This is a genomic window from Actinomadura sp. 21ATH, assembly GCF_041951345.1.
Lineage (GTDB): Bacteria > Actinomycetota > Actinomycetes > Streptosporangiales > Streptosporangiaceae > Spirillospora.
This window is the reverse complement of the sequence record NZ_JBGNUR010000003.1, coordinates 284,068-306,060: the sequence shown is the minus strand read 5'-3', so window position 1 is coordinate 306,060 and position 21,993 is coordinate 284,068. Positions and strand designations below refer to the sequence as shown.

The following is a 21,993-nucleotide window of genomic DNA, read 5'->3' as shown; positions in this document are numbered from 1 at the left end:
TGCGGAGCGACGCAACCGAGCAGCCGCGTGTATGGCACGGATCGCTTCAATGACACCCTCCAGGCTCTTGGGCAGCGCGAGGGCGCGGCCGGTGAGCATCGTGCCCTCGCTCACGGCAGCGTAGGCGTCTGGCGGATTGGATTTGTCTGCGTTGCGACGGTGGGGGCTGCCAGGTCGGTTGACCTCGACCACGAACAGCATGGTGGCGCACGCGGCGGGCCACGTTAGCGCCCTAGGACGCGATGCCTGGGACTTCCCCTGGGGTGCAGGCGGCAGAACGGGCACGGCCAGTCCAGCACTGTACATATATTTGTGGACTTATCAAACACTCGGGTTCGTAGAAGTCTCGGATTAGCTATTCGATGCCAGAACTATGAGGAGATGGGAGGCGGATGCGGGTAAGGAGGTCGGCGATTTCGCGGGTGCGTTCGTCGTCAGGGCCGTTGATGACGAGGTGGTCCTGGTAGAGGGACTCGAAAACGTTCTCGGCTGCGGTCTTGTCGTTGGCGGACAGCAGGAGCATGCCGATGCTGTATCGGATGTCGAGGGCGAGTTCGCTGGCGTGGCTGTCCGCGCTGGCGACGTCGTCGAGGAGTTGCCGGAACTGGTCGAGGGCGACGGTGTTCTGGCCGAGGTTCGCGCGGCAGTGGGCGGCGTAGCGGCGGGATTGCAGCGCGCGGTCGCTCGACGGCCCGGCGGTGCGGGTGTAGGCGTCGACCAGGGCGTCGAACTCCGGGAGGGCCGTGCGCGAGTCTCCACCGAGGAAGAGGATCAGCGCGCGGTGGAAGCGGAGTCTGAGCAGGTCCGGGCTCTCGGAACCCAGCATTCTGGCAGCCGGGCCGATGACCGCGTCGACGACATCGGCGGCTTGAGCGAACCGGTCGGAGTCGAGGAGTTCGGTGGAACGCTTGAGAGCATCGTCGATGGCGCTCCGGAGTTGGGTCGGCGGCGTGGTCGGCGCTTGCGGGACGGTCGGCGGCGCCGGGACGGGGGATGGCCGAGGCGTGCGGCGACGAGGGGCGTTCGGCTGCCGGTAGAGGAGCGTCGGGTCGGGCATCTCGCCGAGGCGGCTGCTGGTGGCGAGGGCCGGTGAGCCAGGAGATGGCAGGAACGGGAGCAGGCGCTCGTAGACGGTGTAGGCGTCGGCCGGTCGCTGTTCGGGCTTCTTGGCGAGCAGGTCCAGGACCAGCTTCTCCAGGTCCGGCGGCACGTCCGCGCGCAGTTCGCGTAGCGGCTTCGGGGTGCCGGTGATGTGCTGTTTCCAGAGTTCATACTGGCCGTTGCCGTTGAAGACGGGCGTTCCTGACAGCAGTTCGTGCAGGACGCAGCCGAGCGCGTAGAGGTCGCTCTGCGGGGTCACCTGAGCGGCATTGACTTGCTCGGGGGACATGTAGCGGCTCGTACCTACCGGGCTGCCCGTGACCGTGATTTTGGTGATGTCGCGGCGGAGGATCGCGGCGATGCCGAAGTCGAGGACCTTGACGGTGCCGTCCCCGGTCACCAGGACGTTGTCGGGTTTCAGGTCCCGGTGAACGACCGGGATCGCGTGCGCGTGCGACAGGACGGTGGCGATCTGCGCGGCGGTCGCGGCGGCCCAGGCGATCGGCAGCGGGTCGGTCGGGGCGATGTAGGAGCGCAGGTTCCTGCCGTCGATGTACTGCATCACCAGGTAGAGGCGATCCGCGGAGTCGGCGTCCAGTACCGCGTCGTACACCTGGGGGACGCCGTGGTGCTGGATGCGGGCGGTGACGCGTGCCTCGCGGCGGAACCGTTCGGCCAGGTCGGTGATGTGCTCCAGAGACAGCAGCATCTCGGGGTGGATGACCTTAACGGCGACCTCGCGGTCCAGGACGGAGTCGTAGCCGCGCCATATCTTGCCCATGCCCCCTGAGCCGATCTCTTCGATCAGTTCATAGCGGTCGGCAATCGTTCTGACCGGCATCCTTGCTCCGCGTGCACTCGTCTGATTCGCCGTGGCCAAGTGTTCCGAGCGTGGTGATCGCCTGTCCAGCCGTCCTCCGATTCGCTCGGTGAACGGCCGGATGGGCGATGGATCAGGCGACGCCGGCCTGTTCGCGCAGCAGTTGCCATGCCGCCCGGCGGGCACGGCTGTTGAGGGACGATTTGAATTCGGGATCCGAGCCGAAGTACTTCTCCCCGAGGGTGGCGATGGTGTCGACGTGGTCCATCATCTTCTCCTCGAAGACCTTGTCGAACACGACCCCGAAGTTCTCCTGGTCGTTGTTGGCGACCGCGGCCTGCTTCACCTTCGGCTCGGCCATCGCCTCCTCGAACGGCCGGATGACGTCCTCTTCGGTGAAGTCCGTGCCGAACTTGGCGTTGAACTTTTCGATCAGTTCCGCCAGCGGTGACTTCTCCGGCTCCTTGGCGCCGCCGGCGCCGTCGCCGAAGCCCTTGACCACGGCGGCGCCCTCGGGTCCGAGGCTCAGATCGTGCTCGCCGGTCTTCTCCACCCGCATGTGGCTGAGGTCGACCTCACCGATGTCGACACCGCCGTCGGCGCGCCGGGGAAGCCGGTTGAGCAGGTGCCGTCCATACAGGTAGAGGCGTTCGAGTTCGGCGTCGCGGTACGGCACGATCTGTGAAAGGAACCCGTACTTGCGCACGTAGTCGTTCAGGTCCGCACGGAAGTCCTCGGCGGTCTCGTGGTCGTCCTCGTCCTCGCTGTCGATCAGCGTGGTGAAGCGCTCGACGGCCGGGTGGAGCAGCCGGTACAGCTCGGCGTGCAGCTTCTCCCAGCGCGCGGCCGAACCGTCGGCCTTCTCCTCGGCTTCGAGGTAGGCGCGGGCGAACTCGTCCATCTCCGCGTTGGCGAGGATCTGCGCCGACATGACCCGGCTCTGCGCGGTGTAGAGGAGGTTCGGGTCCGAGGGGAGAGTCATCGCCTCCTCGTAGTACGGACGGAACGCTTCCTGGATGTCCTCGGCGTCGTTGACGAAGTCCACGACCGCCAGGTCCGTCTGGCTCTTGCGGTCGGCGGTGCGGTTCAGCCGCGACAGCGTCTGAACGGCCGAGATCCCCGACAGCTTCTTGTTGACGTACATCGTCGTCAGCAACGGCTGGTCGAAGCCGGTCTGGTACTTCTCGGCGACGACGAGGATCCGGAACTCGGGCTTCCCGCGTCCGCCCGTCTGCGTGGCCAGGTCGTCGGCCCGCGTGTACGCGAAAGCCTTGGGCAGGCCGCTTTCGGGCAGGCCGCCGTTCTCCTTGGACTCGGTGACCTCCTCCTTCTCGTAGGTGAGCGAACCGGAGAAGGCCACCAGCACACCGATGCCGTATCCCATGTCCTCGATGTGCTGCTTGATCGCGCGCGACATCTGCACGGCGCTCTTGCGCGACGCGGTCACCACCATCGCCTTGGCGCGTCCGCCGAGCCGTCCCTGGGTGTGCGCCCGGAAGTGCTCCACGATGATCTTCGCGTGCTGCGCGACGGTCGAGGGATGCGTGATCGCGTACCGCGCCAGCAGCGTGTTCGCCTTGGACGGGTCGACCTCGCGCTCGTCGGGGTTGTTGTTGACGAGCTTCCAGTACGTGTCGTAGGTGACGTAGTTGCGCAGCGGGTCGAGGATGAAGCCCTCCTCGATCGCCTGCCGCATCGAGTAGGTGTGGAACGGCCGGTAGGTCGCCTTGCCGTCCACGGTGTCCAGCGTCCCGAACAGCTCCAGCGTCTTGCCCTTGGGCGTGGCCGTGAACGCGAAGTAGGACAGGTTGGACGCCTGCGAGCGCTGCGCGGCCTTGTGCTCCAGCTTGGCCTCGACCGTCGTGGCGCCCTCGTCGTCGGAGTCGGCGTCCAGGCCCAGATCGCGCAGCGCGGCCTTGACCGCCGTCGCCGCGTCCCCGGACTGGGACGAGTGCGCCTCGTCCACGACGATCGCGAACCGGTGACCGGCGATCTCGGTCGGGTTGCGCCGCAGGAAGTCGATCAGCGCCGAGAACGTCTGCAGCGTCACCGTGATAATCTTCCCGGCCCGCTGCGACAGCGCCTTGGCGAGCTGCTCGGACTTCGCGCCGACCTTCTCGTCGATCTTCACCACGAGGCCGGCCGTCTGCTCGAACGCGCCGATCGTCTCCCGCAACTGGGCGTCCAGATTCCGCCGATCGGTGATGACGATGACCTTGTCGAACACCGGCGCCCCCGGTGCGACCCCGTTCGCCACCGCCTCCGGGGCCAGGTCCGCCGCGTTCACCGACGTGTGCAGCGACGACAACCGGTGCGCCAGCCACGCGATGGTGTTCGACTTGCCCGAGCCGGCGGACGCCATCACCAGGTAGTTGTGACCGGCCCCGTGACGGGCGGCGTGCGCGGTGAGCTTCTTCACCACGTCCCACTGGTGGTAGCGCGGAAAGATCAGCGTCTTGCTCGTGCGCCCGCCCGCGCTCTTGGCCTTCTGCTCGTGGACGAACCGCTGGAGCATCTCCAGCCAGGTGTCCGGCTCCCAGATCCGCGTCCAGAGGTAGGACGTGGCGTACGTCCCGGGCTCGACCGGCGCCCGGTTGCCCGCACCACCCGGCTTGCCCGGCCCTTTGGACCCGGTGTTGAACGGTAGGAACCGCGTCTTCTGGCCCCGCAGCCGCGTCGCGACGAACACGAGATCCGGATCGACGCAGAAGTTCGCCACCACGCGCTGCCGGAAGATCAGCTCGCTCGGATCGCGGTCGCTGCGGTACTGCTCCTTCGCCTGCTCCACGCCCTGCCCGGTCAGCGGATTTTTCAGCTCGGCCGTCGCGACCGGAATTCCGTTGACGAACAGCGCCAGGTCGAGCCGGTTGCCCTTGTCGGCCTGCTTGGTCGCATACTCCAGCTCGCGGACGACCGTCAGCTGGTTGGCCCGATACTCGTCCAGGACGGAGTCGTCCAGCACAAGGTTCGGCTTGAAGTACGCCACCCGGATCAGGACACCCCGATCCTTCACGCCCTTGCGCAGGACGGTGAGCATCCCGTCCTCGGCGATCGCCTTGTCGAGCCGCCTGGCGAAACCGATCTGCGCGTCCTCAGTGCTGTTCCCGTAGAGCGTGACGAGCCGTTCCCACTCGTCCCCCTGGGTCTCCCCGATGAAAGTGAAGAGCTGCCGCGTGTCCAGCCCGAGTTCGGGCCGGTAGTCGCCCGGATCGCCTTCCAGCCAGCCGCCGTCGAGCATCGCCGCGACGATCGCGTCCCCGAACGCCCTCTCGTCATGCACCGGACTCATGTCCTACTCCGTAACCCCACGACCGGATGCCGTGGACACATCGAACTGCCCCGTAACCGCCGCCGTAATCAACGCCTGCCGTCGTTCATTCAGCAGGGTGAGTTGCTGATGGAGTACCTCCAACGCACGGTGCGTTCTTGCTCGTTCTGCTTGGTACCGTTTAATGACCTCCGCCTGCTTATCGACTGAGATCTTAGGGATGGGAAAATTGAGCACCTTAGAACTGCTTGTCGTGGCGATTCCGACCTGAGATGAGGTGTGGCGAAAGTATCGGCGCCCGTGACTGGACGCTAGCAAGGCGGAAAGGTATTCAGGAAGAAGAATTCTCTGGTCTGCACGGATAGCGAAGATGTGGTTTTGGTGAACCATGCCGGAAATTTCCCCACGCCACACGGCTCCACGACCAAGATTATCCGGATTTCCGTTCGCTTCAGTCATCACAACATCGCCGGGCTGAAGGGTGCTTCGCAGTGCCATTTGTCCTGGGAGAATTATGCTCTTGATCTCTGACAGGTCCAATTTTTCTCCCTGCACGTTCGCAACGCGGAGATAAGGATATTCCTTATCTCCGGGAGTCTGCTCGCGAGACCCGTGAACCGTAACGCCAGTTTGCACTTGCGCACAGTAGCCGAGGCGCACGGTCGGTATCTTGGCTGGCAGCCATGGCCACTCGACATGCCGCTCATGCTCGGAAGATATCCCGGGGGTTGTGAGTTCAGAAATAGCGACATGGTATCGCTCGTTGACCCTGTCCACTTGCTGGTTTCTTAGCTCTGAAAGACGATCGATGCGGGCGGTCTCGGCGTCGAGGAAGTCGGCGATGCGCCGCTGCTCATCCGGTGGGGGTAGGGGAACGGGAAGTCGCTTGATGTCCCACTGGAAAAGATGAGGAACCCCCATCCCGCCCTTGAGTAGGTTGATAGTGGCTTGGATGAATTGGCACTCAATAAGGTATTTGAGGAAAGTGGAGTTGATGTCGAAGGGTCTAAGGACCGCGATCGATCCATTCACTGTTGTCGCGCGGGGCAGGCCCCTGACGATGTTGACGATCCCGAGGGTGTTGCCATCCTTGGCGAGTAGGACGTCACCCTCTTGAAGCTTCAACTCTGGTGATTCTTCGTACCTGGCTTCCGTGATGTAGTTGACGTTCTGGAAATCGATGTCTCTAGTCTTGATATTGGGTGTCGAAAGGAAAGCGTATCCATTCGGCTGGTATTCATCAGCCGTCAGTGCCTTCCAGCCGATTCGGGCATTTACAGAAGCAACTCGGTCTACTCGGGTGGTTGACCAGGTTTCAGGCAACTGGGGGAGTTGGAGACTCATTCAGTCACCTCGCGGAGGAGGGTCTGGATTTCGGCTTCGAGGGCCTTGAGTTCCGCGTCGATCTTCGCCAGGGGGCGTGGAGGTTTGTAGACGTAGAAGTAGCGGGTGAAGGGAACCTCGTAGCCGATCTTGGTTTTGCTATGGTCGATCCAGGCGTCGGGGACGTGCGGGAGGACCTCGCGCTTGAGGTAGTCCTCGACGTCCTCGTCGAGCGGGACGTTCTCGTAGTCGCGCAGATCTGTGTCGGGTTCGATGACGCCCTTGCGCACCATCTGAACCTCGCCTTCGGGGTCGCGGACGCCGATGGTGTCGCGGACGGCCTTGGCGAACGGGGCGCCGGACGGCCACTGGAGGCCGGCCTCCACGACCGTGCCCATGAGGGCGTTCAACGCCTCGACCTTGGTCGGCCAGGTGGTGCCGAGGAGCGGGCGCAGCGCGTCGGCAAAGGTCTCCGCATAGCTGAGTTTCTGGACCTGCTTGGTCGCCTCAAGGGCGGCCAGGGTCTCGTCGGTCAGCTCGAAGCGGAGCTTGAGCGGACGCTCTACGGTGATGCGGCGGTAGCCGAAGTCCTGGTTGCGGAAGACCTTCACCTTGCCGTGCAGCGGGTGGTCGGGGTCGTCGGCGACGTCCAGGGCCTCGCTGTAGAGGCGGGTGATCTCGCCGATGTGGTCCGGGCGGCCGTCTTGGCCGTCGCCGATCTCCTTGCGCTTGTCACCGAGGGACTTGCGCATCTTCTGCCAGTAGTCCCGGGCGTCCAGCAGGACGACCTTGCCCTCGTGGTCGGCGGCCTTGCGGTTGGTGACGATCCAGAAGTACGTCGAGATGCCGGTGTTGTAGAAGAGCTGGTCGGGGAGGGCGACGATCGCCTCCAGCCAGTCGTTCTCGATGATCCACTGGCGGATGCGGGACTCGCCGGACTCGGCGGCGCCGGTGAACAGCGGGGAGCCGTTGAAGACGATCGCGATGCGGCTGCCGCCGGCCTCGCGCGGCTTCATCTTCGAGATCATATGCTGGAGGAACAGGAACGAGCCGTCGTTGATGCGCGGCAGCCCCGCGCCGAAGCGGCCGGACTCGCCGAGCGTCAGGTACTCGTGCTCGACCTCGTCCTTGACCTTCTTCCATTCGACGCCGAACGGCGGGTTGGCCAAGAGGTAGTCGAACCTGGCGTTGCGGTGGCCGTCGTCGCTGAACGAGTTGCCGAACGCGATGTGGTCCGGGTCCTGACCTTTGATCATCAAGTCGGATCGGCAGATGGCCCACGACTCGGGGTTGAGTTCCTGCCCGTAGACCTCGACGGTCGCGTCCGGGTTCAGGGCGGTGATGTACTCCTGCGTCGTGCTGAGCATCCCGCCGGTGCCGCAGGCCGGGTCCAGCACCTTGCGGACGACGCCGGGGACGCTGAGCGCGTCGGCGTCCGGGGCCACCAGCAGGTTGACCATCAGCTTGATGACCTCGCGGGGCGTGAAGTGCTCACCGGCCGTCTCGTTGGAGAGTTCGGAGAAGCGCCGGATGAGGTCCTCGAAGAAGTAGCCCATCTGGTGGTTGGACACGATCTCGGGGCGGACGTCCAGGTCGGCGAAGCGTCCGACGACCTTGTAGAGCAGGTTCGCGCCGTCGAGGCGCTTGATCTGCTGGGCGAACTCGTACTTCTCCAGCACCTCGCGCGCGTTCGGGGAGAAGCCCGCGATGTACTGGGCGAGGTACCTCGCCGCCTGTTCAGGGTCGTCGGCGATCTTCGCGAGGGTGTAGCCGGTGACGTTGTAGAACGACTGGCCCGACGCGCGGCGGAGGAACCGGTCGGTGTCGATGTCCTTGCCCTTGAACCGCTCGACGGTCTCCTGTACGGCCGTCCGGGTCGGCTCCAGGACGGTCTCCAGCCTGCGGAGCACGATGAACGGCAGGATGACCTTGCCGTACTCCGACTGCTTGAAATCGCCGCGGAGCAGGTCTGCGACCGACCAGGCGTGGTTCACCAGTTCGGTGTGCTTGCTCGGGTTCAAGGGGTTTCCTTCTCGGTGTTGTGGCTCGTGGGGCAAGGGCTAGTAAGTCTGGTCCACCAGAGCTGCGACGCGCTGGTCGTCATGGCGATTCGGCTCCATGCGGGAGTAGTGCTCCGCCGCTGAGGGTGGTGGCTATGAGATCGGCCGTCTCGTTGGCGCACGTCGCGGCGCTCCGTGCGCTGGTCCTGAGGTCATGGACGTGCCGGAACGCCTGGCCATAAGCGGTCTGCTCGTCCAGCGGGAGCAACGGGACGCGCAGCCGGGACGCCACGAGCTGGTGCGTCGAGGTGCCGGTCGTCGCTTGGCTGACGTTGTCGGGCGCGCTGACGAAACCGGCGAGGAACCACGGATCGAGCCGGCGAGGATCGGGCCGGAGCAGGAACACGCCGTTGCCGAGCAGGCATCCCGCGTCCTCCTCATCGACCACGCGAGTCGCGACCCCTTGCGGGCCGACCACCTGTGCGAGGAGCACGTCCCCCGCCTCGACGGTGACCGGGTCGGCCAAGGGGAGTTCGCTGGTATTGCCGCTGGCAGACACTCCGCCGATCAGGTCACGTGCACGAAGGACGGGACGGTCCGTGAGATCGCCGGGCGGGGCACCGGCGGATGAGGCCCGGACACCGCGATGGACGGCGAGCGCCCCGCCGCGGGCCAGGTCGGCGACGGTGGCGCTGCGCCAGGTGCGAGCGGTCTTGCCGGCCGATGTCCACGGCCCGGTGCTGCTCGCCTCAGTCAGGGCCGTCACGTGCGTCTTCAGCCGCTCGGTGAGTTCGGTGACCTGCCGGAGGGCTTCGTCAGGGCTGATCAACGGTGCGGAGCGGACGTGCCGTGCCGGTGAGAGGTCGACGAGATCGTCCAGGAGGTCGATCACGGGTACGGCCCGAGCGGTTCCCGGGATGTCGGCGAAAACGGCTGAGGCGCTGAATGCCTCCCAGGTGCTGCGGATCGTCTCCTGGAGCGTGCCCTCGTCCGCATGCTTGCCTTGGTCGGGAACCGGGACCGCAGCGGTGGCGGACTGGTCGGCCAGGTCCATCAGGAGGACGCGGTCCTGGCCGGGGCGGTCGACTTCGGGACGTCGGAGTATCCACAGGTGAAGCCCGATGTGGTGAGGTACGGCCAGTCCTGCAGGAAGCGCGATGATCGCGCACAGCGCTCCCTGCCGGAGCATCTCGGCCCGGATCCGGCGGCCGGACGGCCGTGACGCGGTGGCCGGCGGGAGCAGCAGGACGGCCTGCCCGCCTTCGCCGAGATGCGCCAGCGAGTGCTGTACCCAAGCCAGTTCAGGCTCCGAACGCGGTGGCACGCCGTAGGCCCAGCGCGGATCGAACGCCAACTCGTCGTGACCCCACTCGCGGTCTCCGTAGGGCGGGTTGCACACCACGGCGTCCACGCGCAGGTCGGGGAAGGCGTCGTCGCGCAGGCTGTCTCCGGTACGGACGTCCACGGACCTGTTGGGAGCCTCCACGGTCACGCGCGTCTTGGCCTGAGCCGCGATGTCGACACGGTACTCCTGGCCGTGGACGCGTGCGTCGGGCTTGAGCCTGGTCGCCGCCCCGGCGAGGAGACGTCCACTTCCGCACGCCGGGTCCAGAACGCTCTCGACCCGGCGGCCGCCTGCCGTCACCAGACCGGCGATCAGATCGGCGATCGCCGGTGGAGTCGGGTGCGTCCCGCGGATGCCGATCGGTGTCTCGGAATGCTCTTGGAGGACGTCGAAGACGGCGAGAGCGCCTTCTTGCAGTATCACGTTGGCTGCCGACCGCAGGAGCGCCGCCGGTACATCGCCGTGGCCGGGTTTCACGTGGCCGGAACACGACGACACCGCGGTCGCGAGCAGCTTGCTCAACTCGTTGTCGCCGAGAGTCGCGGCTCGGCCTCGTTCTTCCTCGTTCAGCCCGGCCACGTGTGCGGTGAACAGTGCTGTGGTCTCGATGTCATGCGGCGTGCGTCCGCGAAGGTGGGTCCTCAGGTCGTCCGCAGCCGATCGCGCGGGGAGGCGGCCGCGCGCGTCGAGCCACGCTTCGATCTGCCGCCGGTCGTAGCTGGGACTGGCTTCGGTGCCCCCGCTGGGCTGCGGGAAGTCGGGATGACGCCGGCGCCAGTTGCTCACGGTCGCCCGCGTCACGCCGGCGATCCGAGAGATCTCGGCGGCGGTCAGCTGCTCGCTCTGCGATGCCATCGGCCACATCCTTCTCAGCTTTCAGGAGCAACGTCACTGTACACCATCTGGGCGAGCTAAGCTATTTGACAGTGCTTTCATGGCATGCTCTTATGGTGGTGCTTTCAATGACTCAGTGCTAGGGGCGAGGGATGACGAGTTGGGTGGCGATCGACTTCGAGACGGCGAACTCCCTGCGAGCGAGCCCGTGTTCGGTCGGACTGGTCAAGGTGAAGGAGGGACGGATCGTCGAGGAGTGGTCGTCGTTCATCAGACCCCCGCACGGCCACGACCACTTCGAGGCCTTCAACGTCGGCCTCCACGGCATCACGGCGGAGCACGTCAGGGACGCCCCGGGCTGGCCGGAGACGCTGGAACGCATCGTCCGGTTCGCCGGCGACACCCCGCTTGTGGCGCACAACGCCGCCTTCGACATCGGAGTGATCGCCGACACCTGCCGGGCCGACGGCCTTCCCGTTCCGGATCTCCGGTTCGCCTGCACGCTCGTGGTCGCGCGGCGAGCCTGGACCGGCCTGCTCTCCTACAAGCTCCCGGTTCTCGCCGACGCCCTGGGCATCGAACTGGCGCACCACCACGACGCCGGTGCCGACGCGCGGGCGGCCGCCGAGGTGATGCTCGCCGCGCTGAGACGGCAGGGGGCGGTCGGCCTCGGCGACCTCCTCGCCGCGCATAACATCCGGATGGGCTCCTACCGCAGCGGCGTCCGCCAGGGGTGCACGTACCGGGGAGCCGCACGGCGTGAGCCGTTTCCGGACGCCGATCCCGGCGCCGATCCGGAGAATCCGTTCTACGGGCTGAACGTCTGCTTCACCGGGACGCTGCCGGACATGAAGCGGAGGGCGGCCGCCGAACGGATCGCCGCCTTCGGGGCCCGGCCCGTCCCCGACGTCACCGCGGCCGTCGACCTGCTCGTGGTCGGTGGCATCAAGCCCTACCAGCTCGCCTTCGGGGCCAAGAAGACCGGCAAGCTCGCCAAAGCGGAAAGACTCCGCGAATCCGGTCACGGCATCACGGTCATCGACCACGAGGAGTTCTACGAGCTCCTCGCGGTGGCCGGCGACTGATCACCTGGAGGCCGGTCGTCTCCGGGCCCCGATACGCGCCGCCGCTCGCGCGACCGGCCCGGCAGCAGGCGCCCTTCAACGCCAACCCCCTATCCGATGGCGTGCCGTACGGACCGCACTCGGGCACAGAGGAGAAGCTCATGCGCAAGACCATCGTCGCGCTCGGCGCGGTCGCCGTTCTCACCGCCGGCTGCGAATACGAGCAGGAACCGGTCGCCGTTCAGTCGGCCGACCCTGGCAAGCCGTCGGGCAAGAGCAGCGGCGCGGCCAAGGGCAAGACCTTCCCGATCAAACTGATCGCCAAGCGGGCGCGCGCGAGCAAGAGCGTCCTGAGCGACGGCGGCGCCCTGTCCTGCGTCAAGGTCACCGTCACCAATCAGACCAAGAAGCGGCTCGAGGTGAACCCGCTCTACTTCTCGATCACCGACACCGGGAACACCAAGCACGACAGCACCTCCGCCCTCGCCGAGTACGAGGGGCAGATCGCCACCACGACCCTCGCTCCGCGCGAGAAGGCGACGGGCCTGGTGTGCGCGGAGGGCGCCTTCCGCCCCAAGATCGTCACCATGACCAACCCGCTGTTCTCCGAGGTGGCACGGGCCCGGGTCGCCTCCTGAACCCACCGTTCACGGTGCCTTGAGACGCCGGGCACCTTGCGACGCGGGCACCGGCTGCCGAACGAAAGGGCAGCAGGTGCGGCGAGAGACCACTTCATGGCCGGTCCCGGCCGTCACACGGCACCTCTTTCGTCGCTTTCAGCAGACGAATCACCACAGAGGGCTAGCGTTCCTCCAGCCCCTCGCCAACAGGACCACGGACGCCGCACTCCGGCGTGCACGCGAAAAGGGAGAACATGAAGATCCTGCATGCCGCCGATCTTCACATCGACAGCCCGCTACGGGGGCTGTCCCGTTACGAAGGGGCTCCGGAGGACGATCTGCGGCTGGCGACGCGACGGGCGCTCGACAATCTCGTCAGGCTCGCGATCGACCTGACCGTGGACGCCGTACTCCTCGCCGGAGACGTGTACGACGGGGACTGGAACGACTACCAGACCGGCCTCTACTTCAGTAAGCAGATGTCGATCCTCAAGCAGGCCGGCATCCCCGTCTACATGGTCTCCGGGAATCACGACGCGAAGAACCGCGCGATGCGCACGCTCAAGCTTCCCGACAATGTCCACGTCTTCGCGACGGGGGAGCCCGAGACCGTCCGGAACGAGAAGGCGGGGCTCGCCGTTCACGGCCAGGGCTTCGCGCGCTGGGACCTCGCCGACAACCTGGCCGTCGGCTACCCGGTACGAGACGGCGGCCTGTTCAACATCGGGTTGCTGCACACGGGCCTGGAGGGCGGCTACTCCGAGCACAAGCGGTACGCGCCCTGCACCGTCGCGGACCTTGAGGCGCGGAACTACGACTACTGGGCGCTCGGCCACGTCCACAAGCAGGAGATCGTCAGCCGGGAGCCGTACATCGTCTATCCCGGCAACATCCAGGGACGGCATGCCCGCGAGACGGGTCCCAAGGGCTGCGTCGTCGTCACCGTGGACGACCGGCTCCGGGTCGCATCGGTCGAGCACCATGACCTGGACACCGCCCGCTGGGAACACGCGGAAGTCGACGTCACGGACCGCGACGACATCGACCAGGTGCTCAGCCACGTCGAAGAGCGCTTCCAGGAGATCCCGCAGGAACGGCTGACCGCCGTCCGCGTGACCCTTCGCGGTGCGACGTCCGCGCATGCCGCGCTGTGGCGGGACCGTGAACGGATTCTCAACGAACTCCGCGCGGCGGCCGGTCAGTTCCCGAACCTGTGGCTGGAGAAAATCAAGATCCGCACCTCCGGCGAGGACGGCGGCGACTCGCGCGAGGGCGCCGCCGGGATCCTGACCGACCTGCGCCGCACCCTCTCCGCGCTCGGCACCGATCCGGACGGCCTGCTGGCCAGGCTTTCGAGCCACCCGCTCATCGGGAGGATCCCGGCCGAGAGCAAGGGGCCGGAGGGCATCGCCCCGAAGGACCCGGCATGGGTCCGAGGTCTGGCCGACGAGGCCTACCAGCTTGTCGAGTCCCTGCTCCAGGAAGGGCGGTGACCGGGATGCGCATCGAACGTCTCGACCTCATCGCCTACGGTGCCTTCGACGGCCACAGCCTGGACGGTCTCGGCGAGGCCGGCGTCCATGTGGTCCACGGCCGCAACGAAGCGGGCAAGTCCACGGCGCTGAGCGCCTTCGATCAGCTGCTGTACGGCATCGACCACAATTCCCGGTATGCCTTCCGGCATGGGAACAGGACGCGGTTGGGCGCCCGGCTCTCGACGGCCGGTGGAGCGGCCCTGGAGATCGTCCGCCGGAAGAAGCGCAAGGACGACCTTGTGGACGGGAACGGAGACCCACTCGGAGAAGAAGCGCTCGCTCCCTTCCTCGGCGGCGTCGACCGCGAGACGTTCACCACCGAGTTCGCCCTCGACAGCGACGAACTCCGCAGGGGCGGGCGGCTGCTGGCCTCCGGCGAGGGCGACATGGCCCAGCTCCTCGCCGCAGCACGGTCGGGCCTGCTCCTCAACGCCGTCCTGAACAAGATCGACAACCGCCAGCGCGAGCTGTACCTGAACCGGGGCAGGAAGCCTGCGATCAATGCCGCGCTGGAGCGGCTGAAGGACTACCGGCAGAAGTCCCGCGAGGCGATGCTCCGCCCCGATCGGTACTGGGACGCCGAGCAGTCGGCGGTCGAGGCGAAGCGGCGCCTCAGCGAGACCGAGGCCGACCTGCGGACCGCGCGGCGGCTACGCGACGCCAGGCAGCACCTGTGGGACAACCTGCCGGCTCTGACCCGGCTCCGCGAACTCGAAGAGCAGATCGAGCAGATCAGCGCCTTGGGGCCGGTGGCCCCCGACGACATCCGCACGCGACTCCCCGAACTGATCAACGAGCGAAGCGAGCGCACGGGGGCGCGCTCGACCCATGCCGGACTTCTCGAGGAGACCGAGCGGCAACTCTCCGGAACAGGGCGGGACGACGCCCTCCTCCCGCATGCCGCCGCGATCAAACGACTGGCCGAGGGCATCGCGGCGATCCTCGACGAGCTGGACCGGCGGGACTCCGCGTCTGGCGGGGCCTCCGGCAAGCGCGCTCGGGCCGTGTCGCGGCTGCGTACCGTCCACGCGGACGCGACGCTGGCCGACGAAGGGCTCTACCGGATCCCCGAGGCCCTGCGCGGGAAGGGGCAGGACCTCCGGGACCGGGGCCGGAAGTTCCAGGACGACCTCGCTCACGCGCGGGACTCGGTGAAGCGCTGCCGGGACAAGCACGAGCGGATCGGCAAGGAGCTCAGTGCTCTCCCGGCGGGCGAGGACGTCTCGCGATTGCAGAACGCGTACGCCTCGATCCCCGCCGGCTTGGCGGAGAAGCTCAATGACACCGAGGACGCCTGGAAGAAGCTGGACCGCCGGTTCCGCCAGGCCCGGAACCGGCTCGATCTCCCCGAACTGCCTCCTGAAAGCATCCTGGAGCTCCGGCTCCCCGACCAGGAGCGGGCCACCGGAGCCGAGCGGGACTTCCGGGACCTCGAACAGCAGCACCGTGATCGCGCCGGAGAGCTCGATGACGCGCAACGCCGATTGGCGACGTGCCGGCGCGACCTCGATCGGCTGGCGACCGACGACGCGCCGCCGACACATGAGGAGCTCAAGGCGCGGCGTGCCGAGCGTGACGACCTCTTCGCGCGATTCCTCGACGACCCGAGCGTCCGTGACTCGTTCAGCGTGGCCGTCCGGCGAGTCGACGACACCGCCGACCTGATGCTGCGCCATGCGGAGCGCGTCAACAGGCGGGCCGAGCTCTCGCGCGAGATCACCGACCTGGAAGCCGCCGTCCCCGCCCATCAGGCAGCCGTGGACGAGGCGCTCGCCGAGCAGGAGGCGGGCCGGCGAAGCTGGGAGGCGCTGTGGGAGGGGTATCCGGCCCCGGTCCCCGGCATCGGGCAGGCCTCGAAGGTCCTGGACGACTTCGACCGGCTCCGGGCCAGCGCGCAGGACCTCCAGGACACGCGCATCGAGCTGGAGAGCCGACGCGAACGCCTCAACGCCCACACGGCCAGGCTCGGGCAGCTGCTGCGCCTCGGTGAGGACGCGCCGACCGCCATCGGTGCGGCCCACGATTCCGCCGCGTTCGCTGAAATGGTGGAGACGGCACGTGAACGCCTTGATGAACATGAGCGGATCGCCCAGGACAGAGCAGCCGTACAGCGCGACCTGGCAAGCGCGGAAGCCGACCTCGAAGAAGCGGAATCCGCGCAGGCCGATGCCGAGAAGGCCCTGGCCGTCCACGACGGGCGATGGCAGCGGTTCCTGAGCAGCGCGAACCTCGCCGCCGACCGCGACTTCGATGCCGCTCTCACCGACCTGGAGAACCTTTCCCTGGTTGCGGCGGACGTCGATGCGGCCGAAGCGATGGAGCACGAGCTCCAGCAGGGCGAGCAGCGGATCTCCGAGTTCGGGACCCTGCTGGAGGAGACGTTCGGTGCCTGCGGACGGGACGTTCCGGCGTCCGTCAACGGCTGGCACGATGCCATCGACACGCTCGCGCAGGACCTCCAAGAGCAGCGCGACGGAGCCCAGCAGCGCAAGACCCTGCTCGATAGCCGAGAAAAACTCGTCGCGCAGATAGCGAAGGCGGACGCCGAACTGGACGGGGTGGAAAGCCGCTTGCTCGACTTCTGCGCCCGCCTGGATCTGTCCTCGATCGCCGAACTGGAAGCTGCCGTGGAGCGGGCGACCGCCTTCAGGGAGAAGTCCACCGCTCTCGCGACCATCCGGCAGACCCTTCCGGCAGGACCGGAACTGGATCGGCTCCGCGAGGAGGCGGAGAAGACGTCCACCGAGGAACTCGCCGACGAGCTGGCCGAGCTGGCCGGTCGGATCGAGAAGCTGGAGACGGACAAAGCCACCTGGTTCGAACAGCACGTGGAGCGCCGGCGGGTACTCGACGACCTCGACGGTGGTGATGCCGCCGCCCGCGCCGAAGCCGAGATCGCCCTGATCTGCGCCGGAGTGGCCGAGGACGCCGAGGAGTACCTGCGCCTGGAGGCCGCGAGGATCGCCATCCTTGCCTGCATGGAGGAGTACCGGAGCAGCGACCAGGAACCCGTCCTGGCCCGGGCCGCCGAGGTGTTCGCCCGGCTGACCGGAGGGAGCTACTCCGGGCTCGAAATGTCCGACGAGGAGCGCCCGAGCATCCGCGCCAGGTCGTCCGCGGGAAGGCTACTGGCGCCCGCAGCCCTCAGCGAGGGCACCCGCGACCAGCTCTACTTGGCGCTGCGCCTGGCCACTCTCGAACGCCACGCGGTGGCCGGCAACGCTCTCCCGGTCGTCGTCGACGATCTCTTCATGACGTTCGACGAAGGGCGTACGGAGGCCGCCCTGCGAGTCCTGGACAGCATGGCCGACCGATTCCAGGTCATCGTGTTCACGCATCACGAACACGTAGCCGAAGGCGCCGTCAAGGAACTACCTGACGGACGGTGCCACGTTCACAAGTTGCCGGGCTGACCAGTGCGGTTCGCCGTCGCCTCCGGGCTGATCGGTCGCGGTGTCGTCTTCTATCGCGGGACGGCACCGCGGCCGGTGTCCGCGCCTTTCTACTTGCGAGCCCGCTGTGTTCGGGGGGAGGGGAGGCCCGGAAGGCCGGTTCGATGCACGACATGGTTCGTATCGTTCTGCTGCCGCGCGGTGACCTTCTGAGCGGCTTCGGCAGCGTTGAGGAGGCCGGTGGTGAGGTATTGGGGGAGGGCATCGCGGCCAAGCCCAGCGGCTCGTACGGCTGCGGACAGAGCACGGCCGTGGGCGGCGGCTAGATTCGTGCGGCCGCTTCGGGCGTTGAGGACCTCCCGAGCGGCGTATCCATCGTCGGAGGACAGGGCCTGCTTGACGAGCCGACTTGTGGCTCTCTCGGCTTCGCGGCGGTGGCCGGTGGTGCCTGCGATGTCCGCGGCGGTCAGGCCCAAACGGACTTGGAACAGGATGAGTTCGGGGCTGGAGGGGAGGCGGAGGTAGCGGTTGACCATGGTGTTCACCGCCGCGTCGGGCCCCTGGTCGGTGTGGGTGGTGCATAGGGCGGTCAGACAGGCGCCCACCGCGTCTTCCCATGGCTCGGTGGCGACGCTCTGGCTGAGGGTCCTCAGCGCGGTGTCGGGGTCGTCGGAGTGGAGGTGGGCGAGGACGGCGACTTGCCGCCCGTCCAGTAGGCGGCGGCCGATGCCCTTGTGCTGCTGTACGTGCGCGAGGGCCTCTTGCCACCGGCCGGCGCTGGTCAACGCGCGAGTGCCGTCGGCGAGCATGACCGTCCACAACCATTGGCGGAGCGTGCGGTGGTCTTCCTGCGTCTCGGTGAGGTGGCGGAAGGAGACGGGGTGGCCGTCGATCACGGCGTTGCCGTGAGTGCTGACCGCGTGGAAGAGGGACTCGAGTAGGTGGTGAGCCCCGTTGGGTCTCGGGCGCGAATCAACAGGCGGGCGATGTTGACCAGGGGTTCGAGGGCATCGCGGGCTGTGGGTGCGTTGAGGGGACACTGGGGGAGGTAGGTGTCGAAGTGTTGCCAGCACAGGGTTCGTGCCAGATCGTGCTGGCCGCAGTCGCTGGCGATCAGGGCTGCTTTGTTCTGTACGGCGGCGGCCAGCGCGCGGTTGCCGTCGGTGCGGGCGGTATGGGCCGTCTCGCGGAGTTGAGCGATCCGCTCGGTGAGGGGCGGGCAGGCGGGGCGTGGGCGGGCGACTAGCGGAAAGCGCTGCGCTATCGGGCCGACCTCCATCTCATCGCCACTCGATGAGGATGCGGTTGAGGGCGTTGGGGAAGGCGAAGCGGCCGGGGCTTGGGGCAGGTGGCGGGGCGTTGAGGGGCTGGATCTCGAAGGCGGCTTCGGAGCCGCGGTATTCGCGGTCCCAGGTGCGGATGGCCTCGGCTACCTGCTCGGCCAGGGTGTCGCTGCCGGGGCCGTGGCCGATGACGCCGAACTCGTACAGGTTGGCGCCGTCCGGGGCGGTGTGGGCAGCTTTGCGGCGGGTCAGGTAGGTGAGTGCCGACCGGTCGAAGCAGGCGGTGGAGCTGGGGTAGGGGGCGGTGAGCAGGCCGGTTTCGATGGCTTGGGGCTGGGCGGGCATGCGGTTGAGGCCGTTTGGCATTGTGCAGGTCAGCCACAGCTCCAGCCACTCGGCCGACTCCTGGCCGCGGAACGTGATGCCGGTCCAGACCTGGGAGGCGGGCTGGTGCAGGACATCGCTCAGCGCGTCGGCATTGATCTCTTGGCTGCCGCTGGTGACGAGGGTAACCGTGCCGTCGCCAGTAACTGGGACCAGGCGCCGTGGATCGTCGGCGATGCCTTGGCGGAGCGGCATGAAGGTGTTCATCTCGCTGCTGACGCTGCGCCAGGCGCCGTCATGGGGTTCGAAGGCGATGGAACGGGCGACGGTGCCGCGCAGCCGCAGCGGTGTGAGGAGCCGTCCGTCCGGGGCGAGCTGGTCGAGCCAGGCGTGGGGGACCGCGTGTGCGCCGACCGTGGCGATGATGCGGTCGTAGGGGGCGTTGTCGGCGTAGCCGAGGGCACCGTCGGAGAGGATGACGGTGACGTTGTCGATTCCGGCGGCGGCCAGTGCGGTGCGGGCGCCGTCGACGATGTCGTCGTCCACATCGATCGTGGTGACGCGGCCGGTCGGGCCGGTCAGGTGGGCGAGCAGACCGGCGTTGTAGCCGGTCCCGGCGCCCAGTTCCAAGATCTTGTGGCCTGGTTCGACGTGGAGCTGTTCCAGCATCGTGGCGACGATGTCGGGCTGGGAGGCGCAACTGATCGACGTGCCTCCGGCGTCGAGCTTGATGTCCACGGTGGCGTTCGCGTACGCCTTCTCCAGGGGAGCCTGCGGCACGAACAGGTGGCGGGGGACCGTGCGCATCGCCTCTTCGACACGGTCGCTGCGGACGCATCCGTGCTCGATCAGCTGGTCGACCAGGACGTGGCGCAGAGGTTCGGCGGAGGCGGTCTCGATCGTGTCGTTGCTCACGCGCGACACCGTAGTGTTCAGCGGGTCCGTGCCAGAGGCGGACACGGGACGCTGTCCGGTTGTTCCCATGACTTCTTCTTTCGCTAGTGCGGCCAAGGTGGCCTGCTCCTTGCGGGACAGGCCCATGCGGTTCCAGTGGAAGATCACGTGGTGGGCGAGGACGGCTCGCAGTCCGCGTTCCAGCCGGCCCAGCTGGTTGAGCTCGGCCAACCGCCGACCGAGGTGTTCGAAGGCGGCGACCCAGTCCGCCAGCGAGGCGAGCCTGCCCGTGGTCGTCAGAGTGCTGGACGAGCCCGCCTTGACGGTCATCAGCCGGTGCACGGCGTGCGAGAGCCGCTCAGAGGCGGGGTGGTCGTGCGATGCGGGGCGTTGCTCGACGACCTTGGCCCAGACGTCGCCCTGCTCGTACCAGTCCAGGCGCGCGGCCCGCATGGCCACGCTGGGGAGCAGTACGGCGAGTTCACGTCGCCCCAGTTCTGGTGGGTTGCTGTGGGGGAGACGGGGCGGGGCCAGATGCTGGAGGACGAGGCGGCTGTCGCGGTGGAAGAGCGTGTGGGCGGCGGCCATGCCCGCGGGGCCTCCGAAAGCGGTGGTTTCCGGCTCGTAGATGCCGGGCGTCCAGCTGTTGATCAAGCCGTCGGAGAGCATCGTGTCCAGCGTCCGGTTCAGTCTGCGTAGGCCGTGGTCGGTGGTGGGGTGATGCCGTAGCCGCCAGGTCGGGTACTTGCGCACGAACGACCACTCGTGCGGCTTCGCGCTCTGCGAGGTTGCGAGCACGGGCAGCAGATGCCGCAGCGCGATGCGCTCGGCGTTGCACCAGTCGGTGAACGTGATGACGTGCTGTGGCCACTGCTGGGCTGTCATCCGGCCGATCTCCCTTCGGGTGTACGGCGTCAGGCGATCAGGAAGCAGGAGTCCCAACCCGAGAGGGCGCCTTCGTTGACCTGGGCGAGTAGAGCCAGCGCCACACCGGCGGCGCCTTCTAGAAGCCCAGCGCCGCAGGCAATCAGGGTGTCCGGCCCGGTGGATTCGATCGGTGCCAGGAGGCGGGCCAAGCACTCGCTCAGGCCGGGGGTGATCGCGTCCGTTGCGGCCAGCGGGACGATGTGCGCCAGGCCAGCGAAACCGTGGCACAGCGACAGGTCGGTGGTCGCGGCGAGCGGTGTTCGGGCTGTCATGGCGCGTAGCAGTGCTTCTTCGGCCATGCGCTGCCGTCCGGTGTCGCCGGTGGCCAGAGCGGCGAGTTGCTGCGCACGTGCTGAGCCTGCGACGCCGTAGCACCAGGAGGGACGTGCGGGGCCAGGGCTGGGACGTTCGGACTCCAGCTCGCTGAGGGTGATCCAATACGGCCAGTACGGGCCGTCCGGTCCCGCGATCCGCCACCGGTCGAGCCAGTCACAAATCCGTCCGATCGCCTCCCGGTGACCGCTGACGGTGATGCCGCGCAGGGAGGCCAGAGCCAGGAGAGCCAGGGGGCCGGCGATGCCGTGCGCGACGCCATGGTTGGCGTGCCCGCTCGGGTACTGCGCGGACTTTTTGCCCGACGGGGCCAGCTCGCTCCACCAGCCGGGAAGGAAGTGCCCGTGGTGCCGTACGGGTCTGCTGAGCCGGACCAGGTAGGCCAGGACTTCCCGGACCAGGTCGGCGTAAGCATCGTCATGGTGAACGCTGCGCCGCAGCAGCAGGGCGCCCATACCGGTCAGCCCGCGGATGGCATCGAACTCGGCCAGCGCGGGCAACTCGCCGCGATCGATTCTGGCGTGGGCCTCGTTCAACCGGGAGCGAGTGGCCACGGCGGTGTGCCGATCAAGGATTTCCAGGGCGCGGGCGTAACGGCCGGGCCGGTCGACCGCAGCGTGGAGGGCGAAGGCGAGAGCCGGTGCCCCGTAGTACAAATGGCTGCCCGCCCCCGTTACGGCCGGCTCAGCAGCTGTGCAGGCCAGCCAGTCGTGAGCGCGTTGCCACGAGCCCTCGCCCAACCGGGCCCGCTCGATGTGGAGCAGCGCGATCCCGGCTGCGCCATAGGCCAGGGACTGCGGCCACCAGCTCCGGGGCGGTGTAACAGCGCGTACGGCCTGCGGCGAGGACAGGCGGTCGGCGATCCGGGCGGCGAAGGCTGCCCCAGCCTGCGCACCGGGCGGCGTGGTCACCGGTTGATGGGCCATTTTT

At 67.5% G+C, this 21,993-nt stretch carries 13 protein-coding genes; 4 read left to right on the top strand and 9 right to left on the bottom strand.

Annotated features, from left to right (window positions below; genetic code table 11):
- Nucleotides 1-355: 355 nt before the first annotated feature.
- From ACA361_RS13695 to ACA361_RS13675, 5 genes are all read right to left on the bottom strand, one after another.
- Entirely contained in the window at nt 356-1,981 is a 1,626-nt protein-coding gene (locus tag ACA361_RS13695; protein WP_375012297.1) for a protein kinase, read from the bottom strand.
- 73 nt (nt 1,982-2,054) lie between these two features.
- Entirely contained in the window at nt 2,055-5,210 is a 3,156-nt protein-coding gene (locus ACA361_RS13690; RefSeq protein WP_375012296.1) for a type I restriction endonuclease subunit R, read from the bottom strand.
- Nucleotides 5,211-5,213: 3 nt separating this feature from the next.
- The gene (locus tag ACA361_RS13685; RefSeq protein ID WP_375012295.1) at nt 5,214-6,533 is read right to left on the bottom strand and encodes a restriction endonuclease subunit S; all 1,320 of its coding nucleotides are present in this window, start codon (nt 6,531-6,533) and stop codon (nt 5,214-5,216) included.
- A complete protein-coding gene (locus tag ACA361_RS13680; protein WP_375012294.1) occupies nt 6,530-8,533 on the bottom strand; it encodes an N-6 DNA methylase in 2,004 nt (667 codons plus the stop codon). The genes ACA361_RS13685 and ACA361_RS13680 overlap by 4 nt, the downstream gene beginning before the upstream one ends.
- A gap of 79 nt (nt 8,534-8,612) precedes the next feature.
- Nucleotides 8,613-10,712 carry an N-6 DNA methylase gene (locus ACA361_RS13675; RefSeq protein ID WP_375012293.1) on the bottom strand — a complete coding sequence of 700 codons (2,100 nt, stop codon included), beginning with the start codon at nt 10,710-10,712 and terminating at the stop codon, nt 8,613-8,615.
- Nucleotides 10,713-10,843: 131 nt separating this feature from the next.
- Here ACA361_RS13675 and ACA361_RS13670 point away from each other — a divergent pair, with 131 nt between their 5' ends.
- The 4 genes from ACA361_RS13670 to ACA361_RS13655 all read left to right on the top strand — a co-directional run bounded on the left by ACA361_RS13670 (nt 10,844) and on the right by ACA361_RS13655 (nt 17,323).
- On the top strand, nt 10,844-11,776 hold the full coding sequence (locus tag ACA361_RS13670) for an exonuclease domain-containing protein (protein ID WP_375012292.1): 933 nt from the start codon (nt 10,844-10,846) through the stop codon (nt 11,774-11,776).
- A 140-nt stretch (nt 11,777-11,916) separates the two neighbouring features.
- Nucleotides 11,917-12,393 carry a DUF4352 domain-containing protein gene (locus ACA361_RS13665; RefSeq protein WP_375012291.1) on the top strand — a complete coding sequence of 159 codons (477 nt, stop codon included), beginning with the start codon at nt 11,917-11,919 and terminating at the stop codon, nt 12,391-12,393.
- A gap of 236 nt (nt 12,394-12,629) precedes the next feature.
- The gene (locus tag ACA361_RS13660; protein ID WP_375012290.1) at nt 12,630-13,868 is read left to right on the top strand and encodes an exonuclease SbcCD subunit D; all 1,239 of its coding nucleotides are present in this window, start codon (nt 12,630-12,632) and stop codon (nt 13,866-13,868) included.
- 5 nt (nt 13,869-13,873) lie between these two features.
- Nucleotides 13,874-17,323: an AAA family ATPase gene (locus ACA361_RS13655; protein WP_375012289.1), complete on the top strand. Its 3,450-nt coding sequence runs from the start codon at nt 13,874-13,876 to the stop codon at nt 17,321-17,323.
- An 89-nt stretch (nt 17,324-17,412) separates the two neighbouring features.
- Here the strand turns inward: ACA361_RS13655 and ACA361_RS13650 are convergent, their stop codons facing one another.
- Genes ACA361_RS13650 through ACA361_RS13635 form a run of 4 tightly spaced genes read right to left on the bottom strand, consistent with a single transcriptional unit; the run spans nt 17,413 to nt 21,989 of the window.
- Nucleotides 17,413-18,198: a hypothetical protein gene (locus ACA361_RS13650; RefSeq protein WP_375012288.1), complete on the bottom strand. Its 786-nt coding sequence runs from the start codon at nt 18,196-18,198 to the stop codon at nt 17,413-17,415.
- Nucleotides 18,195-18,581 carry a hypothetical protein gene (locus tag ACA361_RS13645; protein ID WP_375012287.1) on the bottom strand — a complete coding sequence of 129 codons (387 nt, stop codon included), beginning with the start codon at nt 18,579-18,581 and terminating at the stop codon, nt 18,195-18,197. Before ACA361_RS13645 ends, ACA361_RS13650 begins: the two co-directional genes overlap by 4 nt.
- 1 nt (nt 18,582) lies before the next feature.
- Entirely contained in the window at nt 18,583-20,688 is a 2,106-nt protein-coding gene (gene fxlM, locus ACA361_RS13640; protein WP_375012286.1) for a methyltransferase, FxLD system, read from the bottom strand.
- Nucleotides 20,689-20,717: 29 nt separating this feature from the next.
- Nucleotides 20,718-21,989, bottom strand: a complete 1,272-nt coding sequence (locus ACA361_RS13635) for a lanthionine synthetase C family protein (RefSeq protein ID WP_375012285.1) — start codon at nt 21,987-21,989, stop codon at nt 20,718-20,720.
- Nucleotides 21,990-21,993: the final 4 nt, after the last annotated feature.